This window comes from Streptomyces sp. NPDC033270 (assembly GCF_055576575.1).
This window is the reverse complement of sequence record NZ_JBVIRA010000014.1, coordinates 25784-48549: the sequence shown is the minus strand read 5'-3', so window position 1 is coordinate 48549 and position 22766 is coordinate 25784. Positions and strand designations below refer to the sequence as shown.

Below are 22766 nucleotides of genomic sequence, written 5' to 3'. Positions count from 1 at the left end.
CCCTACGCACGCCCGGGTTCCGCCCGCATCGCAATTCCGGGCGCCTACCCCCTTCGACCAGCCGCCCGCCTCACCACCACCGCAGGTACGACAGCAGCCGCAGCAGCTCCAGATAGAGCCAGACCAGCGTCATCGCGAGGCCGAAGGCCACGTACCAGGCCCACCGGTGCGACGCGCCGGACTGCAGAAAGCGGTTGGCGGCCTCGAACTCCACCAGGAAGAAGAAGGACGCCGCGGCGATCGCCACCACACTGACCAGGACCGCCACCACTCCGCCGTCCCGCAGTCCGAGATCCGCGCCGAAGGCCTCCGACGCCACCAGGTCCGTCAGGAACAGCATCAGCAGCCCGATCGCCAGACCGACCGCCCAGCGCGTCACCTTCGCACTGACCCGCACCGCACGGGTGGCGTACGCCGCCAGCGTGCCGGCGAAGAGGCAGCCGGTGCCGAGGACGGCCTGCGTCCCCACGCCCGGGTGCAGGCCGTCGAAGAACCGGGTGGCCTCGCCGAGCACGATCCCCTGCACGGCCGCGAACAGCAGCGCCAGCCCGGCGCTGGGCCGGGGCCGGACGCCCAGATAGATGCCGATGCCCAGCCCCGCCAGCAGGGCCGGCAGGGCGAGGAAACCGAGTTCGAAGAGGACCGTGAGGACGGCGCTCACCGTCAGGACGGCCAGGACGGTCAGGGTCTTGACGACGATGTCGTCGAGCGTGATCGGACGGTCCGGGGCGGCCGGGGGCGCGCCGTCGCCGGAGCGGCCCGTGCCGGCCGGCGCGACCGCACCGTCCAGCGTCAGCAGGTTGCGGATCGCGGGGTTGCTCGTCGTGGGCACCGGCCCTCCCGGAGAGATCGGAACGTGCGCATCTGTGCTGCTCAACTCCTCAGGTACGAGGCGTGGTCGGCCGAAAACCGAGACCGGGGCCGCACCTCACTCCACCTCCACGACCGGCCGCGACGCGGGAACGCTCTCCCGCAGCGCGCGGGTCACCTCCGCCACCGCGGGGAACCCGCTGTCCCCACCTGGCGGCGACCCGTACGGCAGCGCCGTCCCCAGGTGATCGCGCCAGGGCGCCGGCACCGCGACCGGCTGGCGGATGCCGGTGAGGACCACGCACTGGACCGCCTCGGTGCTGTGGCGGTGCAGGGCCGAGCGCAGCCGGCCGGGCAGCCCCACCCGCTGCGGCACCGAGGTGTTCAGCAGCCGCTCGCCCAGGCTCTGGCCCTGCGGGGCGAGGTCGCTGCCGCGCAGCTGGTGGATGGTGTCGCGGATGGCGGGGTAGTGGTCGGGCAGCACGCCGCGGCAGCGCAGTACGAGCAGGGGGTGGGTCTGCCCTTCCACCTCGCAGGCGATGTCGAACGACATCCGCCGCTTCAGGAAGCCGTAGCGGACCTCGTTGATCACCTGCAGACTCGCCTCCGGCTTCGGCTTCCCGGTCTCCGAAGGCGGCTGGCTGTGCAGTCCCTTGAGCTGCTCGCTGACCGTCACCGAACCGGCGAACAGCCGCCGCATACCCACGGCCACCGCATGGTGCTCGTACAGCTCCAGCCACGCGGGCAGCCGGCGCACGCTGGTGAGGTCCGGCGCCAGCCGCGCGGCCTCCTCCGCGTGCTCCAGCGCGTCGCCGCGCAAGCGCTCGCCGAGCAGGCCGATCCGCCGACGCAGCTCGATCAGCGCCAGCGCGTCGAACCGCGCCGCCCGGTCCGCGTCCTGCCGCCCGCCGACGCCCTCCAGCACGCCGGCGAGGATCTGGGTGGGGCCGGCGTCGGCGGACCAGTCGCGCCGCCGGGCCAGTTCGGTGAGCCGGTCCAGCGCGTAGGGGGTCAGCCAGGCCCGGCTCTCGACGAAGCCGCCCCAGTCGCGCGACTCCAGCCCGTGCCGGGCGGCGAGCCGGGGCAGCCGGGCCAGCAGCGCCAGCAGCAGCAACTCGGCGTCGTCGATGCCGTCCTGCCGGTGCCCGGCCTCCCGCAGCGCCCCGGCCAGCTGGTGGGAGTCGAAGAGCGTCGCGAAGACATCGGGCTCGGGACACCGCAGGACCTCCGCGAGCAGCGGCTGGGCGGTCGGCCCGACCAGCAGATGCAGATGCCGCCCGGTGAACGTGGCCGGCAGCTCCGGCGGGGTGAACGTGGCGTGGATCCGCGCGGCCAGCTCCGCCAGCCGGCTCTCCGCCTCGCTGAACCGCCCGATCCGGTGCAGCAGATCATGCGCGGCGAAGTTGCCCAGCGCCTCTTCCACGGCCGCCCTCGCACGCTCCGACGTGCGCACCATCCATACGACGTACAGCTCGTTGTCCATCGCTCACCTCCCCGCGACCCGGCCGTAGCGCGGCGGTTCCTGCCCGGAGAGGACCTCGAACAGCTCCTCGGCCTCGCCCCGCGAACCCCCGACGTACGGCCCCACCAGAATCTCCTCCAGTGCCCGGCCCAGCTTGGCCAGCACCGCGTCCACCGCCTCCTGGTGCTCGGCGAGCTCCTCGCCGGCCTCGTCCAACTGCCGGGCCAGCCGGGCGTTCTCCACCGCCCGCCTGAAGAGCCACACCGCGTACTCCCGCTCGGCGCTCACCTTGTTCAGCGGGTCCCCCTTGCAGCTGGCCCGCGCCCGCGGCAGCCCCTGGAACAGCCGCCGGATGCCCTTGTCCAGACCGGCCTCCGGCAGCGCCTCCAGCCAGGCCAGGGTGAACTCCGCGTCGGCGGTGCCCGCTTCGTCCAGGGCCCGCAGCGCCGTGTCGGGCAGACCGGGCATCTGATGGCCCAGCAGCCCCGGGATCTCCCGGGCCTCCAGCCGGGCGGCGCGGCACTCCACGATCGCCCGCAGCAACCAGGCCCGCGCCTGCCAGCGCGGTTCGCCGCGGATGTCATCGAGGCACTCGCGGGCGGTGAGGAAGGCCTCGGTACGCATCGCCAGCAGCGCCCGCTCCATCCCCTCGCCGAGCGAGGTGTGCCGCTCCGCGGCCCGCAGCGCCGTCTCGATCTCGTCCGCCTCGGCCGGGCCCGGCCCGGCCGGCTGCAGCGCCTCGACCATCCGGCGGGCCACGCCGTACGGCTGCGCCCGCAGCGCTTCGAGGAAGCGGTGGCCGAACTCCTCCTCGGCGTGCGGCTTCTCGGCCAGTTGGGCCAGCTCGTCCCAGAGGGCCTGCGCGGTGGGGCCGGCGGCGTCGGACGGCGCGGGCTCTGCGTGGTCGGTGGCGTCGCGCACCACCGTCACGGCGCGCCCGGCGTCGGCGAGCACCGCGGAGCGGGCGGTGTCCACCAGCGTGTACGGATGGACGAACAGCAGCGCCGGGTCCTCGCCGGCCGGCGGCAGATAGCGGCTGATCAGCACCGTGTGCGGGGTGAACACGTCCGACGGCGCGATGCCCTGCCCCCGCAGCGCGCAGCGCCACTCGAACCACAGCATCGGCGCGACGTCCTTGCGCCAGGCGAGGAAGGCCCGTTCGGTGGCGGGACTCTCGTCGGGCGCCGTGTCCCGCAGGGCGGCGTCGAGGAACCGCCCGGCGGCCACCTGGCGCGCCGGCGCGTGAGGCCGGTGCACCGCCGTCTCCAGCTGCTCCACCAGCTCGCCCATCCGCCGGGCCCACTTCTCCCGCATCGTGATCAGCTGCGGCACATTGACCTGGTAGTACTGCTCGGTCTCCCGCTCCTCGGGCTCGGTGAGCCGGATCGTCCGGCCGGTCGGATCGTCCCACCGCTCCACCAGCAGCACCGTCGCCGGCCACAGCGCCCGCCGCTCCTCCTGGGTCGCCTCGTTGAACGCCTCCAGATCGGCCGTCAGCTGCTTGATCTCGGCCTCCAGCTGATCCAGGCGCAGCCGCGCGTCCATGGTCAGCCGCTGGGCCAGCACCCGCTGATGGGCCTGCTCGACGCCGAGGTAGGCGTCCGTGGTGAACAGGTCCGGGCTGAACTCCAGCCCCACGGTGGCGCCGTGCCCCCTCGTCGTCCGCAGATACGGCTGGAGGGACACCAGGTCCGTGGCGCCCGGACCGTCCGCCTCCCGGGGCGAGCGCAGCAGCGCCCGGTCGGTCTCGGCCGCTGCCCGGTCGGCGAGCGCCCGCATCCCCTGGGCGTACGCCACCAGCTCGCCGTAAGCGACGTCGGCGACCTCCACCAGGTTCGTCTCGTGCGCCAGCGACCGCAGCAGGCCGACGAAGTCGCGCAGCGCGCCGCGGGCCGTCGAGGACGAGCCCTCCGCCACCGTCACCGGCCGTGCGCGGAAGACCGACGGCAGGTCGAGCGAGGGTTGGGTGCCGGAGAGCCCGGCCGTCACCCGGATCAGCCCGACGCCGAGGTGGTCCCCGACGAAGTCCCCGCTCTCCGGGTCGCTCAGGCCGTTGACCCGCAGGCAGGTCGTCAGCGCCGCCTGCACCACCTGCTGCCGGATCTCCGGAATGCCCTCGCCGACCACCAGTACCTCGACGGGGCCCTGCTCGTCCCCCGCCACCCACGCCCGCAGCAGCGACGACGCGAGCGCCGCCCGCACCTGTGGCGCGAGCGCCGCCTTCGGTCCCCAGGGCGGTGGGGCGGAGAACAAGGGCCCGCAGTCGGCGGACTCCCGGGCCCGCCGCGCACAGCGCGCCACCGCGCCCTCGTCGGCGCCGATCTCCCCTGCCGGAACCCGCAGCCCCAACGCCCGCGCATGCAGCACCAGCGCCAGATCGTCCTCGGTGTCGCCGAACAGCGGCTCGTCCGGGCACTGCTGGAGCCAGTACTGCCACACCCTGCTCACCAGCTGCTTCGGCACGGCCGGCCGGCTGTCCTTGAACCGCTGCTTGACCTGCTCGGCCTCGTCGGCCGTCCAGGTGTGCGGCAGGCGCCTGAGCACCTCCTCGACGCCGTCCCCCCGCATCGGACCCCCTCCTCGTCACGCCTCGTCGTCACACCTCACCGGCGCACCGGAATCCCGCGTTCCGCCGGCATTCGGCCGGTGACCGTGGCGACAGCCGCTCCCGCAGACGCGTGACGGGAGTGTCATAGGCGCCGCCGAGCAATACCGGTGAGCCCGCGTCGTCCACGCAGATATCCCAGACGTTACCGAGCAGGTCGCCGATGGTGTACGGATTCGGCGGGAATTCTCCGACCGGCGCCAACTCCCCAAAGCTCCCACGGAAGTTGACCCGCCCCGCGGCGATCTCCGCCCGCCACCACTCGCCGTCCCGCCCGGCCCGCGCCGCCAGCTCCCACTCCTGTGCCGTCGGCAGCCGCAGCGCCGTCCCGAGCCGCCGCCCCGCCCACTCGGCATACGCGCGGGCGGCGTGGGCGCTCACCCCGACGACCGGATGCCCGCCGCACCCCTCCGGGAACTCCAGGCCGTGCCAGCCCCGCAGATAGCCGTCGTCGACGTCTCCCCCCGCCGCCCGCGCCTCCTTCGGACGCCAGCGCGCGTTCGCCGGGTCGCGCAGGAAGGCCCGGAACTGCGCATGGGTGACGGGGTACCGTCCCAGCCGCACCACGGGCGGCCCGTCCGGTGGCACGGGAACCAGCTCCGGCAACGACGGCCGCCGCTCGCCGGGCCGCCTCTCCGGTGCGGGCGGTGCGGGCGGTGCCGCAGCGGTGCGGACGGGCCGGTCCGCGACCGCGGTGCGCCCCGCCCCGCCCTGCGGTCCCGCGCGGCGTTCGCGCGCGGCGCGGTTGCGGAACAGGCAGATCCGCCCGGCGTGATCGCTGCTGGTCTGCCGGGGCAGCGGCCGCCCCTTCGCGAGGAGCGCCTGCGTCACCTCCTCGTAGAGCGCCGTCATGCTCAACAGCGCCGGTCCGTCCGCCACCCCGGAACGGATGACGTCGATCAGCTCACCGGTGAAGGCGGTATAGGTCTCGCCCGGTACCGCCAGCGCCTGGCGCGTCGCCGCGGTCGCGGTCAGCACGAAGGCGCCGTGCACCGCGGTCGCCGGCGCGAGGTCGCCGGAGCTCATCCCGCCCAGCGCCAGACCGCTCCAGCAGCAGTCCAGGACGACCACCTTGCGCCGGGCCGCGGGGCGCCCGCCTGCCGGGGAGAGCAGGATCGACCGCAGCTCCTCGTAGCGCACCGCCCTGTGCGGCCGGTCCGGATCCGACTCCGGCAGCGCCAGGTGTAGCTCCCCGGACTGCGGGTGCACCAGACCGTGGCCCGCGTAGTACAGCAGCACGGTGTCCGCGGCCTCGGCGGCCGCGTCGTACACCGTGTCCAGCATCGCCTTCTGGGACGGCTGCGGCAGCACGGCGCACCGCTCCGGCGTCAGCCCCCACGTTCCGGTGTCGCAGAGCAACTCGCGCAACCGCTCCAGGTTGTTGCGCACCGCGGGGAGGTCGCCCAGCTCCGGATGCTCATAGGTGTCCGTACCGATCAGCACGGCGCGCGAACGCGACGGATCCGACAGCTGCGGCTCCGGCACGTCAATCCCGCTGCCGGGGCGGGTCCACCGGGGCCCCGGGCCCCTCGTCGTCCCCGTCCCGGGGGTCCGCGTCCCCGCCGAGCGCCCGCAGGACCCGCGCGACGGCCTCGGGGTCCCCGCCGTCGACGGTCACCCTGACCCCCGCCCGCTCGATGTGCACCCGGTCGCCCCGCGGCCGCGTACTGCGCCAGCCGGCCACCGCCACCACCAGTGACGCCAGCTGCACCCCGCTGTCGATCACCGCCTGGACGGCCTCCAGCACCGGCCCCATGCGCCCCGGCTCCTCGGTGCGCCGCACCAGCGACAGACCGGCCCCGCCGGCCACCTCCGGATCACCGCTCAGCCAGGTGTACAGCGACCGCACCGCCTCACCGGCACCCTCGCCCCGCCCGTCCGCGACCCCGTCGCGGTCCACCTCGATCCGTACCCGCACCGCCGCCCCCGCCGCCGTCCCTCGCCCCTGAGCCCAGGCCTCAACGTCAGCATAAGTGGCGTGCGTCACCCCGGTCTCACGATCGGGCCAACGGCCCCGCGTCCCACGCCGCCAGCCGCAGCCGGCTTTCGAACCGCCGCTCCCGGCCGTCCACCGGATCCCTGAACTCCAGCACCCTCGCCAGCAGTTGCAGCGGCGCACCGAAGTCCTCCGGCTCCGCCTCCCCGCCCCCGGCGGGCCCGTCGGGGGAGCCCGGAAACAGCGGATCGTTGAGGATCGGCAGCCCGAGACGGTTCATGTGCACCCGCAGCTGATGGGTGCGCCCGGTCTCCGGCAACAGCCGGTAGCGCCCGAGCCCGCCCCGCCGCCCGACCAGCTCGACCCGGCTGACCGCGTTGGCCTCGCCGGCCACCTCCCGGGCGGCCAGCACCCCGCGCTCCTTGACGATCCGGCTGCGCACCGTCACCGGCAGGGCCACGCCCCCGTCGTACGGCGCCACCGCCTCGTACTCCTTGCGCACCCGCCGCGCGCTGAACAGTCCCTGGTACGCGCCCCGGTCCTCGGGCCGTACGACGAACAGCGCCAGGCCCGCCGTCAGCCGGTCGAGCCGGTGCGCGGGCTGCAGCGCGGGCAGCCGGAGCTCGCGCCGCAGCCGCGCCAGCGCGGTGTCGGTGACATGCCGCCCGCGCGGCGTCGTGGCCAGGAAGTGCGGCTTGTCGGCGATCACGATCCGCTCGTCCCGATGGACGATCCCCACCTCGAACGGCACCGGCACCTCCGGCGCGAAGTCCCGGTGGAACCACACATACCGCCCGGCCAGATAGGGCTCCGCCCCGCTCAGCACCCCGTCCACCCCGACGAACCGCCCCGCCCCCAGCATCTCCGAGACCCGGCCGGCCCCGATCGCCGCCTGGAAGCGGTCCACCAGGTGATCCCGCACGGTCTGCCACGTCCCGTCCGGATCGGCGGGCAGCCGCACCCGCACGGGATCGACACCGTCCCGCTGGGGGAGCGGCGCCGGGGGAAGGGGGGATCTGCGTCTCATGGCTGGGAGAACCTCGGCTCGGGCGGTGCCCTGTCACGGCGCACCGGAACGAAAACGACCAACGCCCGCCTGGCCGGAGCCAGGGCGGGCGCTGATCGTCATCAGTGTCCGAGGGGGGACTTGAACCCCCACGCCCGATAAAGGGCACTAGCACCTCAAGCTAGCGCGTCTGCCATTCCGCCACCCGGACAAGGTGTCTGCCGTTTCGGCCTGGGCCGTTCCGACGTGGAAAACAATAGCAAACCTTCGGGGGTGGTCGATCACCTGCGCAGTTGGCCGGGTCCGGGCCTGTGACCAGCGCATGTCGGGCGTATTACTGCCTTGGGTGAAGCGGGCGGCGGGTGGAGGATGGCCAAGACCCCCGCCGCCGGGGCCCTGCTCGGGGCGCGCGGCGGGGCCCTTACCAACAGGAGGCAGTGTGAGTGAGCTCTGCGAACGAATCATGGACAGGTGCACGCTCCGCGCAGGCGGGCCCGAGCGAAGCGAGGTTCAGGCATGAGCGAGGCGCAGCCGGCTCGTACGGTCACCGGCGAGGACGAGGTGGTCGACCTGTGCCGGGATCTGATCAGGATCGACACCAGCAATTACGGCGACCACTCGGGTCCCGGTGAGCGGGCCGCCGCCGAGTACGTCGCGGAGAAGCTCGCCGAGGTCGGCCTGGAACCGAAGATCTTCGAGTCCCACCAGGGCCGTGCCTCGACCGTCGCCCGGATCGAGGGCGAGGACCGCTCGCGGCCCGCGCTGATGATCCACGGGCACACGGACGTGGTGCCGGCCAACGCCGACGACTGGACCCACCACCCGTTCTCCGGGGAGATCGCGGACGGGTGCGTCTGGGGACGCGGCGCGGTTGACATGAAGGACATGGACGCCATGACGCTGGCCGTCGTCCGTGACCGGCTGCGCAGCGGACGCAAGCCGCCGCGGGACATCGTGCTGGCGTTCCTCGCCGACGAGGAGGCGGGCGGCACGTACGGCGCGCGCTACCTCGTCGACAACCACCCGGAGCTCTTCGAGGGCGTGACGGAGGCGATCAGCGAGGTCGGCGGCTTCTCCTTCAAGGTCAACGAGCAGCTGCGGCTGTACCTCATCGAGACGGCCCAGAAGGGCATGCACTGGATGAAGCTGACCGTGGACGGGTCGGCCGGGCACGGTTCGATGATCCACAGGGACAACGCGATCACCGAACTGTCCGAGGCCGTCGGGCGGTTGGGCCGCCACGAGTTCCCGGTCCGGGTGACCAAGACGCTGCGGGCCTTCCTCGACCAGCTCGGGGACGCGCTGGGCACCGAACTCGACCCGGAGAACATGGACGACACCCTGGCCAAGCTCGGCGGCATCGCCAAGCTGATCGGTGCGTCGCTCAGGAACACCGCGAACCCGACGCAGCTGGGCGCGGGGTACAAGGTCAATGTGATTCCGGGGCAGGCCACGGCGCATGTCGACGGGCGCTTCCTGCCCGGTTTCGAGGAGGAGTTCCTGGCCGACCTGGACCGGATCCTGGGGCCGCGGGTCAAGCGCGAGGACGTGCACGCGGACAAGGCGCTGGAGACCTCGTTCGACGGGGCGCTGGTGGACGCGATGCAGTCGGCGCTGCAGGCCGAGGACCCGATCGCACGGGCCGTGCCCTACATGCTCTCCGCCGGTACGGACGCCAAGTCGTTCGACCGGCTGGGGATTCGCGGATTCGGGTTCGCGCCGCTGAAGCTGCCGCCGGAGCTGGACTTCGCCGGAATGTTCCACGGGGTCGACGAGCGGGTCCCGGTGGACGGACTGAAGTTCGGAGTGCGGGTGCTGGATCGTTTCATCGACCAGAGTTGAGGCTGAACGCGGCGCGGATTATCTGTTGTTCGATGTTCGAGTCGACTTAGCTGAAAAGAGTGAATGACTAGATGTGTTCGTAGCTTCAACGGCCTTTTCCTCGTTGTGGTGGATGCGATCCGCGGCTGGGATCGCCTTGCCTACAAGGAGGAACAATGATCAAGAAGATCGTCGCTGCTGCGGCGGCCGCCGGCGGCCTGGTGCTCGCCGGTGCGGGCCTGGCCTCCGCTCACGCGGGTGCCCAGGGTGCCGCCGTGAACTCGCCCGGCATCGTTTCCGGGAACAACGTCCAGGTCCCGGTGCACGTTCCGGTGAACGCCTGCGGCAACACGATCTCCGTGGTCGGGCTGCTGAACCCCACCTTCGGCAACTACTGCGTCAACAAGTGACCGTCTGAGTCGCTTTGATGTCGCACCTGTACCCGAAGGCGCCCGATTCGGCTCGGCTCCGGAATGCGTGCCATGCGTTCCGGAGCCTCTGGGTATTTCGGAGTGCGGGTGGACCTTTCCTGGAACTCTCCATGGATATCGCTACTCGCATCCATTCCTGTAAGGCACAAGGCAGGGGAACGAACATATGAGACAGGTCGCACGAAAGGGCCTGATCACCATGGCCGCGGCCGGCGGCGTACTCGCCGCGGCCGCCGGCTATGCGCACGCGGACGCGGGTGCCGGCGGCAGCGCGGCCAACTCGCCCGGTATCGCCTCCGGCAACAACGTGCAGGCGCCGGTCGACGTACCGGTGAACGTCTGCGGCAACACCGTCAATGTCGTCGGGGTGCTCAACCCCACGTTCGGCAACGACTGCGCCAACGGTGGTGGTGGCGATCACGGTCACCATCAGGGTGGGAACCACGGTCACGGCGGGGCGAGTGCCCACGGCAAGGCGTCCGACTCGCCTGGTGTCGCGTCCGGCAACAACGTGCAGGCGCCGGTCGATGTGCCGGTGAACGTCTGCGGCAACTCCGTCGATGTCGTCGGGGTGCTCAACCCCACGTTCGGCAACGACTGCGCCAACGAGTCGCCCCAGGAGCCGCACCACCCGGGCAAGCCCCATCACCCGGGTAAGCCGCACCACCCCGGAAAGCCCCATCACCCGGGTAAGCCGCACCACCCCGGAAAGCCCCACCATCCGGGGAACCCGGGCCAGGAGAAGCCGGGCCACTCGCACCACCCGGACCACCCGGGCAAGCCCGAGCACCCGGGGAAGCCCGAGCACCCGGGGAACGGGCATCGCCCCGAGGCGCCGCAGCATGGCGGCCAGGAGACCCCTCAGGGGCCGGGCGCGCGGCCGGCATCGCACGGCCTGACCGTGACGCCTCCGCGGTCCACCGAGCAGCAGCTCGCGCACACCGGCGCCGGGTCGCTGGGCTACGCGGCGCCGGCCGCCGCGGGTCTGTTGCTGGGGGGCGCGGTGCTGTACCGCAGGGCACGGAAGAGCGCGCCTTGATGATCGTCCGCGGACGTCGCCGCGTGCGGGAGTGCGCGCTTCGGTGATCGTCCGCGGACGGTGCCAGGCATGTACCGTCCGCCGCTGACCGGCTGCGGACAGTGCCGAGGTGCACACGGAGCGGGGCCCGTCGGGACGGGGCCCGCTCTGCCGTCGTCACAGATCGGTGGAGATCACCACGTGGCGCGGAGCTGGCGGATGATCCGGCGGCGCAGCCGTACCTTGCGGCTGCCGTCCGGATTCAGGCGCAGTCGGTCCAACTCCCAGTGTCCGTACTCGGCATGGTCGGTCAGCAGGCGTGTGGTGGCCTTCCGGGAGACTCCCCGGGGCACATACACATCGCAGAATTCGTATTCCGGCATCGCATCTATTGTGCGGGACCGGCCCCGGTACGGATAGCGTCTGCACTATGTCTGATGCTGCGCAGCCTTCCGCTGCCGAGGTACGTGCCGCCGCCGAGGCGGTAAAAGCCGCGCTGGACCGTCACCTCGACGCGGTGGAACGCCGCTCGGGGCAGGACGATCCGGCTGTCTACGCCGCCTTCGACGAGCTCGCCGCGGCGGCTGAGGTCTATGACGAGCTGCTGTACGACACCTACGACGAGGTCACGCCCTTCGAGATCCCCGGGAACGACGCGCTGCCCGCCTACGCGGGCCCGGAGGAGCCGAGCGCGCTGAGCGTGCTGATCCGGCGCGACTACACGGTCGCCGCACCGCAGCGACTGCTGCACCAGGCACAGCGCGTCGCCGATCTCGATCCGGACGCCGCCGACGACGCCGGGGCCAAGGGCGCCGATGCCGCGGCGGTCGTCGGCAGCAGCGTGCACGCGGCGCTCGGCGTGCTGTTCGGGGAGTTCGAACCGGACGAGATCGCCTCCCGCCACAAGGAGTTCGGCCTGGAGGAGGGCGACTCCACACTGTGGGTGGCGGCCGCCGACGATCCGGCCGAGCCGGGGGAGTGGCTGTCCGCGCCGTTCGACCAGGCCGATCCCCAGCGGGTGGTGTGCCGCTTCGACGTCAGCGCCGTCTTCGACGAGGAACTGGGCGACGACGACCTGCTGGAGCCGCTGGACCACGAGCGGTGAGGGACGCCGGGGCCGCACCCGGCCCCGCCTGCGCGGCACCCTGATCCGTGTACGCCGCCGCCCCGGACCGTCGGTGAGGACTCCGAACGGTCCGGGGCGGCGGTGTGTGCGGGGGCGTGCTGCTGCCGGAGCTCAGCCGGCCGGCGGCGCGTCCTCGGCGGTCGGCACGCTCTGCAACTGGAGCAGCGCGCGCAGCCGGGTGGTGCGCTCCTTGACGGGGACCTCGGCGATCGCGCGCGGCAGGGCCTGGTCGGCGCCCTGCACGACCGACAGATGCCGCTCGCCGCGGCTGAAGGCGGTGTAGACCCAGGCCCGGGTCAGGCCGGCGGCCGCGTCACCGGGCAGCACGACCACCGCGGCCGGCCAGCGCGCCCCGGCCGCCTGATGGGCGGTGAGTGCCCAGCCGTGCCGTACGGCTCCGGCGCCGACCTGCTCGCGCGGTACGACGACCGCGTGGCCCGCGCAGTCCAGATGCAGGCCGGCGGCGTCCGCGCCGGTGACCGTGCCGGGAACCGTACGGCCGGGTGCCGGGGCGTAGGCCACGCGGTCGCCGGGGTCGAAGCCGCCGAACCGGCCGGGGCCCGGATTGAGCCGTTCCTTCAGGGCGGTGTTCAGCGCGCGGGTGCCGGCCGCCCCGCCGTGGCCGACCGTGATGACCTGGGTCTGCTCCGTGGGGACACCGAGCGCTCTGGGGACGGAGTCGGCGACCAGCTGGACGGTGCGGTGCACCGCCTCGCCGGCGTCCCGCACCGGGACGATCACCACCTCCTTGCCGGGCGCCTCGACCTGGCTCAGCTCGCCGATGCCGATGCCCGAGACCAGCTCGCCGATCGGGCCGAAGTCCGGTGTACGGGAGGCGACCTGGGGGCAGAAGCGGGCCGCGAGGAGGTCGGCGAAGAGACGTCCGGGGCCGGCGGACCACAGGACGCCGGGGTCGCCGCTGAGGACCAGCCGGGTGCCGTCGGCCAGCGACTCGACCAGCAGTGCCGCGGTCTCCAGATCCAGCTGCGGGGCGTCCAGCACGACCAGCAGGTCGAGCGCGAGGGCGCCGTCCGCGTCCCGGCCCGGGCCCTGCTGTCCGGACAGCAGGCCGGATACGGTCACCGCCGCGGTGTCCGGGTCCGCGGCGCCGGTGGCGCCGGCTTCGGGCGCGCTCTCGGCGAGGTGGGCGGACAGCCGCCGGCGGCCGTCCTCGGTGTGGGCGGCGCCGAAGGCCCGCAGGCCCAGCGAGCGGGCCGCGGCGATCAGCGCGGCGGGCTCGGCGCGGGCGGCCTCCGCGCCGGTGTGTGCCACCAGGCCGCTGTGCGCGGCGGCGCGGATCAGCTCCGCGGCCGACGGCGAGGGGGCGGCGGCCGCCGCGGCCTCCCAGGCCGCGGGGGAGGGGCGGACCGGCGCCGGCTCCGCGTCGTCGGCCACCGGCTCCTCGGCGCCGCCCGCCGGCTCGTCCGTGCCCACGTCGCCGTCCTCGGCGTCCGCCTCGCCGTCGGCGGGCCCGTCGCCGTCCTCGTCCGGCCCGGCCGCCGGACCCTGCCGCGGGTCGGGGGCCGGTTCGAAGGTGTTGAGCAGCCGCGCCAGGCCGTCGGCGACGCTCTCCTCGGCCATGGCGAAGCGGTCCAGGCCCAGCAGGATCCGGACCGGCTGCTCCGCCTCCTCGTCGTCGTCGGTCGCGGGCCGCGCCCGGCCCGGCTCCTCGACGGCGTCCTGGAAGACCAGCACCGCGCCCTCCGCGATGGCGGTCTGCAGGGCGTCATCGGGGTCGGGCACCGAGCGCTGGGCGAGCGCCGCCCGCAGTGCGGAGGCCTCCAGGGCGGAGTGCCCCGCGAGGGCGGCCTGCTCCAGCAGCCAGCCGACCAGCGCCTGTGCGCGCCGCTCGTCGCCGGGCCCGGCGGCGGCGCCGAGCAGCGCCCGCGCGAAGCCGTCGGCCTGCTCGGGGCGCACCCCGGGCACGCCGAGCAGCTGCCAGGGATCCTCGCTCAGCGCCTCGGCGGCCCGCTCGCCGAGCACTTCGGTGGCCTTCTCCGCCAGCGTCTCCGGGGCGCCGCCCGCCGCGAGGACCTGCCGTACGCCGTCCAGGCCGGGGGCGGCGGGAGCGGCGGGGCGGGGCGCGGACACGGGAGCGGCGGGCGTCGTCGCCGGGCCGCCGGGGCCGGGCGCGCCGGCGTCCCCGAGGGGAGGACGGGCCGGGGCCGCGCTGTCCTGTGCGCTGCGCGGGCGCGCCACCTCCGGGGCCGGGCCCGCCGAACCGGTCTGCGGGGCCGGGCCGCCGCCGGCCGGAGTGCTCGGGGCGGGAGCTGCGGGGGGCGCGGTGGGCGTGGGGCGCGGGGAGTTGAAGAACGAGGCGGCCGAGCGCTCGCCGCTCTCCACGGCCCGTACCGCCGCCGCCAGTGCCGCCGCGGTCGCCTTGTCCGACCCGGATGCCGGGGCCTGCCGCGCCGCTTCGCCCGGCGCCGCCGCGTCATCGGCCTTGCGGGCGTCCGCGGTCCCGGCCGCGCCCTCCTGCTCGGGCGGGGTTTCGCCGGCGAGGCGGTCGGTACTCACAGCGTGCTCCAGTCGTGGTCGGGGTAGTGGTGCACCGGAGCCGACACATCGTCCAGCGCCCGGCGGATCTCGTCAGGAAGACTAAGGGTCTCCACTGACAATGCCGCTCTGAGCTGCTGCGCTGTGCGGGCGCCCAGGATCGGCGCGGTCACTCCGGGGCGGTCGCGGACCCAGGAGAGCGCGACCTGGAGGGGGGTGACGGCCAGTCCGTCGGCGGCGGTCGTCACCGCGTCGACGACCCGGCCGGCCGCCTCGTCCAGATAGGGCGCGACGAACGCCGCCAGATGCTCCGAGGCGCCGCGCGAGTCGGCAGGGGTGGCATGGCGGTACTTGGCGGTCAGCACGCCCCTGCCGAGTGGCGAGGACGGCAGTACGCCGATGCCCAGGTCCAGCGCCGCCGGCAGCACCTCGCGCTCGATGCCGCGCTGCAGGAGGGAGTACTCCATCTGTGTGCTCGCCAGGCGGTTGCGTATGCCGGGCGCCGCGAGCTGCCAGGTGGCGGCCTTGGCCAGCTGCCAGCCGGAGAAGTTCGACAGCCCCACATAGCGCGCCCGGCCGCTGGAGACGGCGAGGTCGAGGGCCTGGAGGGTCTCCTCCAACGGCGTGTGCGGGTCGAACGCGTGCAGCTGCCACAGGTCGACGTAGTCGGTGCCCAGCCGCTCCAGAGAGGCGTCGAGGGCGGCGAGCAGGTGGCGCCGGGAGCCGTCGACCCGGCGGTGGGCCTCAAGGACGCTGCCCGCCTTCGTGGCGATCACCAGGTCCGCACGCGGAACGAGCCCCTCCGTCAGCCGGCCCAGGAGGTGTTCGGCGCCTCCGTCGGCGTAGATGTCGGCGGTGTCCACGAGGGTGCCGCCGGCCTCCCAGAACGCCTTGAGCTGCTCGGCGGCTTCCTGCTCGTCCGTGTCGCGGGCCCAGTTCAGGGTGCCGAGCCCGAGTCGCGACACGCGAAGGCCCGTTCGGCCGAGGTGCCTTTGCTCCATGGGCCTGAGATTACTGGCCATGGCTCAGGATCAGGGGACCTGTGGACAACCCGCCGATGACGCCCGGCGGCGGTGCGCGCTACAGTCCCCGCAACAGCGACGTTACTGATCGGTAAGGGGAGCGGCATGAGGCTTGGCATCAACCTCGGCTACTGGGGCGCCGGGATGGACTCCGACAATCTCGCGGTGGCGCAGGAGGCCGACCGCCTCGGCTACTCCGTCTGCTGGGCCGCCGAGGCCTACGGCTCCGACGCCCCCACCGTGCTCTCCTGGGTCGCCGCCCAGACCGAGCGGATCGACATCGGCTCGGCGATCTTCCAGATCCCGGCGCGCACGCCCGCGATGACCGCCATGACGGCCGCCACCCTGGACTCGCTCTCCGGCGGCCGGTTCCGGCTCGGCCTCGGTGTCTCGGGCCCGCAGGTCTCCGAGGGCTGGTACGGCGTGAAGTTCGACAAGCCGCTGGCGCGCACCCGCGAGTACGTCGACATCGTCCGCAAGGCCATGTCGCGCGAGCGGCTCTCCTACGAGGGCGAGCACTGGACGCTGCCGCTGCCCGGCGGCCCCGGCAAGCCGCTCAAGCTCACGGTGCACCCGCAGCGCGAGCACATCCCGCTCTACATCGCCGCGATCGGCCCGAAGAACCTGGCACAGACCGGTGAGATCGCCGACGGCGCGCTGCTGATCTTCCCGTCCGCCGAGCACCTGGAGGAGACCGCGATCGCCCCCCTCCGGGCCGGCCGCGAGAAGGCGGGCAGGACGCTGGAGGGCTTCGACGTCTGCCCGACGCTCCCCCTGGCCGTGGGCGCGGACGGCGACGTCGGCGCGCTGGCCGACATGTTCCGCCCGTACACCGCCCTGTACGTCGGCGGCATGGGCAGCCGCCGGCAGAACTTCTACAACAAGCTCGCCCAGCGCATGGGCTACGAGAAGGAAGCCGCCGAGATCCAGGACAAGTACCTGTCCGGCGACAAGGAGGGCGCCGCCGCCGCGATCCCGGAGCGGCTGATCGACCAGACCACGCTGCTCGGCTCCGTCGAGCGGATCGCCGACCGCATGCAGGCCTACGCGGCGGCCGGCGTGACCACCCTGACGCTGGCCCCGGCCGGCTTCAGCCTGGAGGACCGGCTGGCCTCGCTGCGGGCCGGGACCGAGGCCCTGGAGCGCGCCGGCCTCGCGTAAGGCGCCCGGCACGCGGCGGGCCCGGCGCCAGGAGCGCCGGGCCCGCGAACCCCGCGGCCGTGGTGGGGGCTCGGGGGATCTTCCCCGCCACGGCCGTCGTGCTGCACAACGCGGCGACCGGCACGCTGGTTACGCCCCCGCCGCCGGGCGGGCGTCATCCGAACGGGTCAACGGGCGACCGTTCGGGTTGCCGCGCCCGGAACACCCGACTTGACTGTTTCTTTATGGGTGTGTCCATGCGGAGGTGGCGCTGATGTTCTCGGCCCGAAGCCTGTTCCAGGAGATCGTCGACAACGACGACACCTACCGGCTCTTCTGTTCCATAGCGGCGAGCGGTGAGGCCCAGGGAGGCTGGGAGAACGGCCGGATCGCCGCACTGCTGCCCGCGTCGATGCGCGAGCTGGCACCCAAGGTCACCCGGCACGGCGCCGACGAGGACAAGCACGGCCGGATCTTCCTGGCCCTGCTGCACAAGCGCGGCCTGACCCCCACCGAGGTCCCCGAGGAGACCGACTACACGATGCTGCTGGAGCGGCGGGGCATCGGCCTGGCGCACGACAAGCTGCGCCGCGACGAGCCGCTCGGCGACTTCGACGTCATCACCTACCTCTCGCACAGCCGGGTCACCGAGCAGCGCGCCGCCGACCAGATGGAGATGCTCACCCGGTACTTCGGCGACCACCCCGAGGTGGGCAAGGCGATCCGGATGATCTCCCACGACGAGGACAACCACCTCGCCTACTGCCACGAGGAGCTGCTCCGGCTGGCGCGCGCCGGGCACGGCCGGACCATCCAGCGGACCCTGCACGAATGCGCCCGTGCCGAGATCCTGGTCTACCGGGACGTCAGCCTGGCCGTGATGGAGCACATGGGCCGCCTCCTGGGCTGGCCGAAGACGAAGTCCACCGCGCTCGCGGCCGGCATCCAGGCGCTGTACGGCTATGAGCGGCTGGGCGGCTGGCGGCGGATGGTCACCCTGCAGATGCCCGAGCGGCGCGACGCGCTGGGCGGACCGGCCGGCTCCGCACCCGAGTTCGCCTAGCCCGGCGCGGCCGCCGCGACGGCGGGCCTCACAGCCAGCCGCGGCGCTTGAACAGCCGGTAGAGCGACACCTCGATGAGGGCCATCAGCGTGAGGACCGCCGGATAGCCCAGATGCCAGCGCAGCTCCGGCATGTCCTCGAAGTTCATGCCGTAGATCCCGGCGATCAGAGTGGGCACGGCCGCCAGCGCCGCCCAGGCCGAGATCTTGCGCATGTCGTCGTTCTGCCGTACGCCCATCTGCGCCAGATGGGCGGCGAGGATGTCCGAGAGCAGCCGGTCCAGGGCCTCCACCGACTCGTTGGCGCGGGTGAGGTGGTCGTCGACGTCGCGGAAGAACGGCCGGGCGTGGTCGTGCACGAACGGCACCCCGGGGCTCTGCAGGCGGGCCATCGGTTCCGCCAACGGGCCGGTCGCCCGCCGGAATTCGAGGACCTCGCGCTTGAAGGCGTAGATCTGGGCGGCGGTGTTGCGGGTGTCCCGGCCGCGCACCGGAGCGAACACCTCCGCCTCCAACTCCTCCATGTCCAGCTGCAGTTCGGCGGCGACCTCGATGTAGTGGTCGACCACCGCGTCGCTGACCGCGTACAGCACCGCCCCGGGGCCGTGCCGCAGGATCTCCGGGTGGTCCTCCAGCCTGCGCCGCACCGCCGTCAGGGGGCTGGCCCGGCCGTGCCGGACGGTGACGACGAACGAGTCGCCCACGAAGACCATCAGCTCCGAAGAGGTCACCGTGTCGGCCTCGACGTCGTAGGTGATGGGCTTGAGCACCACGAACAGCGAGTCGTCGTAGACCTCCAGCTTCGGCCGCTGATGCGCGTGCAGCGCGTCCTCGACCGCCAGCGGGTGCAGCGCGAACTCGGAGCTGACGAGGGCGAACTCCTCCTCGGTGGGCTCGTACATCCCCAGCCACAGGAAGGAGCGGCCCTCGGCCCGCGCCGACGCCAGGGCACCGGAGAAGTCGGCCGCGCAGTCGGTGCGGCGGCCCTCCCGGTAGATGGCGCAGTCCACGATCACACCTGGCATTCTCGCGTGTACCGCGGCTGCCTGCCAGAAAGGCGCTGCCGGAACGTAGGCTGGCGGTCATGCCCACGCTGATCCTGGTCCGGCACGGCCGCTCCACCGCCAACACCGCCGGAGTGCTCGCCGGACGCTCGCCCGGTGTCGCCCTCGACGAGCACGGCGCCGCCCAGTCCGCCGCGCTGCCCGCCCGCCTGGCGCAGGTGCCGCTGACCGCCGTCGTCTCCAGCCCGCTGCAGCGCTGCCGGGAGACCGTGGCGCCGCTGCTGGACGCCCGGCCCTGGCTCACGCTGCACATCGAGGACCGGATCAGCGAATGCGACTACGGCGACTGGTCGGGTCGCAAACTCGCCGAGCTCGGTGACGAGCCGCTGATGGAGGTCGTCCAGCAGCACCCCTCCGCGGCCGCCTTCCCCGGCGGCGAGTCGATGCGGGCCATGCAGGCCCGCGCCGTGGACGCGGTGCGCGACTGGAACGCCCGCATCGAGGAGGCCCACGGCCCCGAGGCGACCTATGCCATGTGCTCGCACGGCGACATCATCAAGGCCCTGGTCGCCGACGCGCTGGGCCTGCACCTCGACCTCTTCCAGCGGGTCTCGGTCGAGCCCAGCTCGGTCACCGTGATCCGCTACACCCGGCTGCGCCCCTACCTGGTGCGCCTCGGCGACACCGGCGACTTCGGATCGCTCGCCCCTCGGGAGGACGGCGCCACCGCGGCCGACCGGGACGGGGCCGTCGGCGGTGGCGCGGGCGCAGCGTGATCAGTCGGCGCAGTAGGGTGGTGCGACGGCGCTGCCCGCCACGCCCCTGCGGTCCGCAGGACGTGCAGCGACCGCAGTGACCCCGCAGTCGAGCAATCGGAGCAGGACGTTGTCCCGTCAGGTGTTCTTCTACGACTCGCCGGACCGCTTCGTGGCCGGCACGGTCGGGCTGCCTGGCCGCCGTAGCTTCTACCTCCAGGCCACCGCGGCCGGCCGCACCACCAGCGTCGCCCTGGAGAAGACACAGGTCGCAGCGCTCGCCGAGCGGATCGACGAGCTGCTGGACGAGGTCGTGCGGCGCAGCGGCGGCAACGCCCCGGTTCCCGCCGTCTCGCCCACCGAGCTGACCGACACCGCCCCGCTGGAGTCGCCCGTCGAGGAGGAGTTCCGGGTCGGGACGATGGCGCTGGCCTGGGACGGCGAGGACGAGCGGATGATCGTCGAGGCGCAGGCCCTGGTCGAGCTGGACGCCGACAGCGAGGAGGACCTCGCCGACGCCGAGGAGCGACTGCTCCAGGACGACGAGAACGGCCCGCCGATGTTGCGGGTGCGCCTCACCGGAACCATGGCCAGGGCGTTCGCCAAGCGGGCGCTGGAAGTCGTCAACGCCGGCCGCCCGCCGTGCCCGCTGTGCAGCCTGCCGCTCGACCCGGAGGGACACGTATGTCCGCGCCAGAACGGATACCGACGGGACGCCTGAGCGGCGTGGCGCCCACCGTGGAGGGGGCCGGGCCGCCGCAGGGCCCCGCGGGTCCGACGGACGCGGCGACGGCGGCGCGGGCGCTGCTCCTCGAAGGGGAGCTGACCGTGCGCGGCCGTATCCAGGAGGCGTCCAACGCCGTGCTCTACTGCACGGTCGCGCACGACAGCCGCAGCGCCGCCTGCGTCTACAAGCCGGTCGCCGGCGAGCGGCCGCTGTGGGACTTCCCCGACGGCACCCTCGCCCAGCGCGAGGTCGCGGCCTATGAGGTCTCCCGTGCCTGCGGCTGGGACCTGATCCCGCCGACCGTGCTGCGCGACGGCCCGTACGGCACGGGCATGGTCCAGGAGTGGATCGATCCGCCGGAGAGCAGTGACGAGGTGCCCGAGCTGCTGGCGCTGGTGGAGGGCGAGGAGCCGGGCCCCGGCTGGAAGGCCGTCGGCTTCGCCCAGCTCGGTGAGGGCCGCACCGCGCTGCTGGTGCACGCCGACCATCCGCGGCTGCGGCGGCTCGCGGTGCTCGACGCGGTGATCAACAACGGCGACCGCAAGGGCGGCCATCTGCTGCCCGGCGCCGACGGACGGTTCTTCGCCATCGACCACGGTGTGACGTTCAACGCCGAGGACAAGCTGCGCACGCTGCTGTGGGGCTGGGCGGGGGAGCCGCTGACCGACGAGGCCCTGGAGGTCCTCCGCGGGCTTCACACGGCCCTGGAGGAGGCGGCGCCGCTCGCCGCCCGACTGGCCGAACTGATCACGGATGCCGAGATCGAGGCGCTGCGGGCGCGGGTGGCCGGGCTGCTGAGCAGCGGCCGGCACCCCGAACCGAGCGGCGAGTGGCCCGCCATCCCCTGGCCGCCGGTCTGATCGGCCGCGGCGCGCGCCTTGCATGCCGCGCCGTCAAAAGCAAGAGGGCCTTTCCGGCCAAGACCCCGGTCCGGTTCGTATGCGGAACATCCGTCCGGTTACGCTCAAGGCATGCATGCATGGCCCGCTTCTGAGGTCCCCGCCCTGCCTGGTCAGGGCCGCGACCTGAGGATCCACGACTCCGCGACCGGCGGCCGGGTGACCCTCGACCCCGGTCCCGTCGCCCGTATCTATGTCTGCGGCATCACGCCGTACGACGCCACCCACATGGGGCACGCGGCGACCTACAACGCGTTCGACCTGGTTCAGCGCGTGTGGCTCGACACGAAGCGCCAAGTGCACTACGTGCAGAACGTCACCGACGTCGACGACCCGCTGCTGGAGCGGGCCGAGAAGACCGGCGACGACTGGACCGCGCTCGCCGAGCGCGAGACCGCCCTGTTCCGCGAGGACATGACGGCCCTGCGGATGCTGCCGCCGCGCCACTACATAGGGGCCGTCGAGGCGATACCCGGCATCGTCCCGCTGGTGGAGCGGCTGCGCGACGCCGGCGCCGCCTACGAGCTGGACGGCGACATCTACTTCTCCGTCGCCTCCGACCCGCACTTCGGCGAGGTCTCCGGACTGGACGCCGAGGCGATGCGGCTGCTGTCCGCCGAGCGCGGTGGCGACCCGGAGCGGGAGGGCAAGAAGAACCCGCTCGACCCGATGCTGTGGATGGCCGCCCGCGACGGCGAGCCGAGCTGGGACGGCGGCTCGCTGGGCCGCGGCCGGCCCGGCTGGCACATCGAGTGCGTCGCCATCGCCCTGGACCACCTCGGCATGGGCTTCGACGTGCAGGGCGGCGGGTCCGACCTCGCCTTCCCGCACCACGAGATGGGCGCCTCGCACGCCCAGGCGCTCACCGGCGAGCACCCGTTCGCCAAGGCGTATGTGCACGCCGGGATGGTGGCCCTGAACGGCGAGAAGATGTCCAAGTCCAAGGGCAATCTGGTCTTCGTCTCCAAGGTGCGCCGCGACGGCACCGACCCGGCCGCGATCCGCCTGGCGCTGCTCGCCCACCACTACCGCGCCGACTGGGAGTGGACCGACGCCGTGCTGGAGGAGGCGGCGGACCGGCTGGCGCGCTGGCGCGCCGCGGTCTCCCGCCCTGACGGACCGTCCGCCGACGCCCTCCTGGAGGAGATCCGCACGGCGCTCGCCGACGACCTGGACTCCCCGGCCGCCCTCGCCGCCGTGGACCGCTGGGCCGCCGCCCAGCAGGCCGACGGCGGCACCGACGAGGGCGCACCCGGCCTCGTCTCGCGTGCGGTCGACGCGCTCCTCGGCGTGGCACTGTGACGGCCACTCGCTGACTTCCGTCCTCAGGGGCGCTTTTGCCGGCCGGCGAAAACGCACCCTTCCCCGTGGCGCACGGCGTGGGACGACAGAGGCAGGGACGAGGGGTTAGCAGCCACCCTTCCCCGACCCATCCCCCCGTTTTCC

Annotated in this window: 20 protein-coding genes and 1 tRNA gene; 10 read left to right on the top strand and 11 right to left on the bottom strand. The window is 73.3% G+C overall.

Annotated elements, in window-relative coordinates:
* Positions 1-70: 70 nt before the first annotated feature.
* The 7 genes from ACZ5XZ_RS20445 to ACZ5XZ_RS20415 form a co-directional block, all read right to left on the bottom strand.
* A complete protein-coding gene (locus tag ACZ5XZ_RS20445) occupies positions 71-832 on the bottom strand; it encodes a Bax inhibitor-1/YccA family membrane protein (protein ID WP_468979924.1) in 762 nt (253 codons plus the stop codon).
* Positions 833-928: 96 nt separating this feature from the next.
* A complete protein-coding gene (locus ACZ5XZ_RS20440) occupies positions 929-2293 on the bottom strand; it encodes a hypothetical protein (RefSeq protein ID WP_468979923.1) in 1365 nt (454 codons plus the stop codon).
* 3 nt (positions 2294-2296) lie between these two features.
* Positions 2297-4840 carry a hypothetical protein gene (locus ACZ5XZ_RS20435; RefSeq protein WP_468979920.1) on the bottom strand — a complete coding sequence of 848 codons (2544 nt, stop codon included), beginning with the start codon at positions 4838-4840 and terminating at the stop codon, positions 2297-2299.
* A 28-nt stretch (positions 4841-4868) separates the two neighbouring features.
* Positions 4869-6362 (bottom strand): caspase, EACC1-associated type, encoded by a 1494-nt coding sequence (locus tag ACZ5XZ_RS20430; RefSeq protein ID WP_468979919.1) that lies wholly within the window; start codon positions 6360-6362, stop codon positions 4869-4871.
* 1 nt (position 6363) lies between these two features.
* Positions 6364-6795 carry an effector-associated constant component EACC1 gene (locus tag ACZ5XZ_RS20425; RefSeq protein ID WP_468979917.1) on the bottom strand — a complete coding sequence of 144 codons (432 nt, stop codon included), beginning with the start codon at positions 6793-6795 and terminating at the stop codon, positions 6364-6366.
* 76 nt (positions 6796-6871) lie between these two features.
* Entirely contained in the window at positions 6872-7840 is a 969-nt protein-coding gene (locus ACZ5XZ_RS20420) for a pseudouridine synthase (RefSeq protein WP_468979916.1), read from the bottom strand.
* Positions 7841-7945: 105 nt separating this feature from the next.
* A tRNA-Leu gene (locus tag ACZ5XZ_RS20415) sits at positions 7946-8030 on the bottom strand.
* Positions 8031-8335: 305 nt separating this feature from the next.
* Here ACZ5XZ_RS20415 and ACZ5XZ_RS20410 point away from each other — a divergent pair.
* The 3 genes from ACZ5XZ_RS20410 (at position 8336) to ACZ5XZ_RS20400 (ending at position 11110) form a co-directional block, all read left to right on the top strand.
* Positions 8336-9661: a M20/M25/M40 family metallo-hydrolase gene (locus ACZ5XZ_RS20410; RefSeq protein WP_468979913.1), complete on the top strand. Its 1326-nt coding sequence runs from the start codon at positions 8336-8338 to the stop codon at positions 9659-9661.
* A 155-nt stretch (positions 9662-9816) separates the two neighbouring features.
* Entirely contained in the window at positions 9817-10050 is a 234-nt protein-coding gene (locus ACZ5XZ_RS20405) for a chaplin (RefSeq protein ID WP_384438909.1), read from the top strand.
* Positions 10051-10237: 187 nt separating this feature from the next.
* Entirely contained in the window at positions 10238-11110 is an 873-nt protein-coding gene (locus ACZ5XZ_RS20400) for a chaplin (RefSeq protein ID WP_468979911.1), read from the top strand.
* A gap of 173 nt (positions 11111-11283) precedes the next feature.
* On the opposite strand, the gene ACZ5XZ_RS20395 is transcribed toward ACZ5XZ_RS20400, so the two are convergent.
* Complete coding sequence (locus tag ACZ5XZ_RS20395) at positions 11284-11472, bottom strand: DUF5703 family protein (RefSeq protein ID WP_030416245.1); 189 nt, start codon at positions 11470-11472, stop codon at positions 11284-11286.
* Positions 11473-11519: 47 nt separating this feature from the next.
* Here ACZ5XZ_RS20395 and ACZ5XZ_RS20390 point away from each other — a divergent pair, with 47 nt between their 5' ends.
* Entirely contained in the window at positions 11520-12194 is a 675-nt protein-coding gene (locus ACZ5XZ_RS20390; protein WP_468979908.1) for a hypothetical protein, read from the top strand.
* 132 nt (positions 12195-12326) lie between these two features.
* Here the strand turns inward: ACZ5XZ_RS20390 and ACZ5XZ_RS20385 are convergent, their stop codons facing one another.
* Both ACZ5XZ_RS20385 and ACZ5XZ_RS20380 read right to left on the bottom strand, forming a co-directional pair.
* Complete coding sequence (locus ACZ5XZ_RS20385) at positions 12327-14732, bottom strand: helix-hairpin-helix domain-containing protein (protein WP_468979906.1); 2406 nt, start codon at positions 14730-14732, stop codon at positions 12327-12329.
* Positions 14729-15712 (bottom strand): aldo/keto reductase, encoded by a 984-nt coding sequence (locus ACZ5XZ_RS20380; protein ID WP_468979905.1) that lies wholly within the window; start codon positions 15710-15712, stop codon positions 14729-14731. The genes ACZ5XZ_RS20385 and ACZ5XZ_RS20380 overlap by 4 nt, the downstream gene beginning before the upstream one ends.
* A gap of 126 nt (positions 15713-15838) precedes the next feature.
* Here ACZ5XZ_RS20380 and ACZ5XZ_RS20375 point away from each other — a divergent pair, with 126 nt between their 5' ends.
* The gene (locus ACZ5XZ_RS20375) at positions 15839-16894 is read left to right on the top strand and encodes an LLM class F420-dependent oxidoreductase (RefSeq protein ID WP_468979903.1); all 1056 of its coding nucleotides are present in this window, start codon (positions 15839-15841) and stop codon (positions 16892-16894) included.
* 253 nt (positions 16895-17147) lie between these two features.
* Positions 17148-17936: a ferritin-like domain-containing protein gene (locus tag ACZ5XZ_RS20370; protein ID WP_468979901.1), complete on the top strand. Its 789-nt coding sequence runs from the start codon at positions 17148-17150 to the stop codon at positions 17934-17936.
* 28 nt (positions 17937-17964) lie between these two features.
* Here the strand turns inward: ACZ5XZ_RS20370 and corA are convergent, their stop codons facing one another.
* The gene (gene corA / locus ACZ5XZ_RS20365) at positions 17965-18960 is read right to left on the bottom strand and encodes a magnesium/cobalt transporter CorA (RefSeq protein WP_468979899.1); all 996 of its coding nucleotides are present in this window, start codon (positions 18958-18960) and stop codon (positions 17965-17967) included.
* Positions 18961-19019: 59 nt separating this feature from the next.
* Here corA and ACZ5XZ_RS20360 point away from each other — a divergent pair, with 59 nt between their 5' ends.
* The 4 genes from ACZ5XZ_RS20360 to mshC all read left to right on the top strand — a co-directional run bounded on the left by ACZ5XZ_RS20360 (position 19020) and on the right by mshC (position 22622).
* The gene (locus ACZ5XZ_RS20360) at positions 19020-19715 is read left to right on the top strand and encodes a histidine phosphatase family protein (RefSeq protein ID WP_468979896.1); all 696 of its coding nucleotides are present in this window, start codon (positions 19020-19022) and stop codon (positions 19713-19715) included.
* 109 nt (positions 19716-19824) lie between these two features.
* The gene (locus ACZ5XZ_RS20355; RefSeq protein WP_468979893.1) at positions 19825-20415 is read left to right on the top strand and encodes a DUF3090 domain-containing protein; all 591 of its coding nucleotides are present in this window, start codon (positions 19825-19827) and stop codon (positions 20413-20415) included.
* Positions 20379-21281 (top strand): SCO1664 family protein, encoded by a 903-nt coding sequence (locus ACZ5XZ_RS20350; protein WP_468979891.1) that lies wholly within the window; start codon positions 20379-20381, stop codon positions 21279-21281. Before ACZ5XZ_RS20355 ends, ACZ5XZ_RS20350 begins: the two co-directional genes overlap by 37 nt.
* A gap of 111 nt (positions 21282-21392) precedes the next feature.
* The gene (gene mshC / locus ACZ5XZ_RS20345; RefSeq protein ID WP_468979889.1) at positions 21393-22622 is read left to right on the top strand and encodes a cysteine--1-D-myo-inosityl 2-amino-2-deoxy-alpha-D-glucopyranoside ligase; all 1230 of its coding nucleotides are present in this window, start codon (positions 21393-21395) and stop codon (positions 22620-22622) included.
* Positions 22623-22766: the final 144 nt, after the last annotated feature.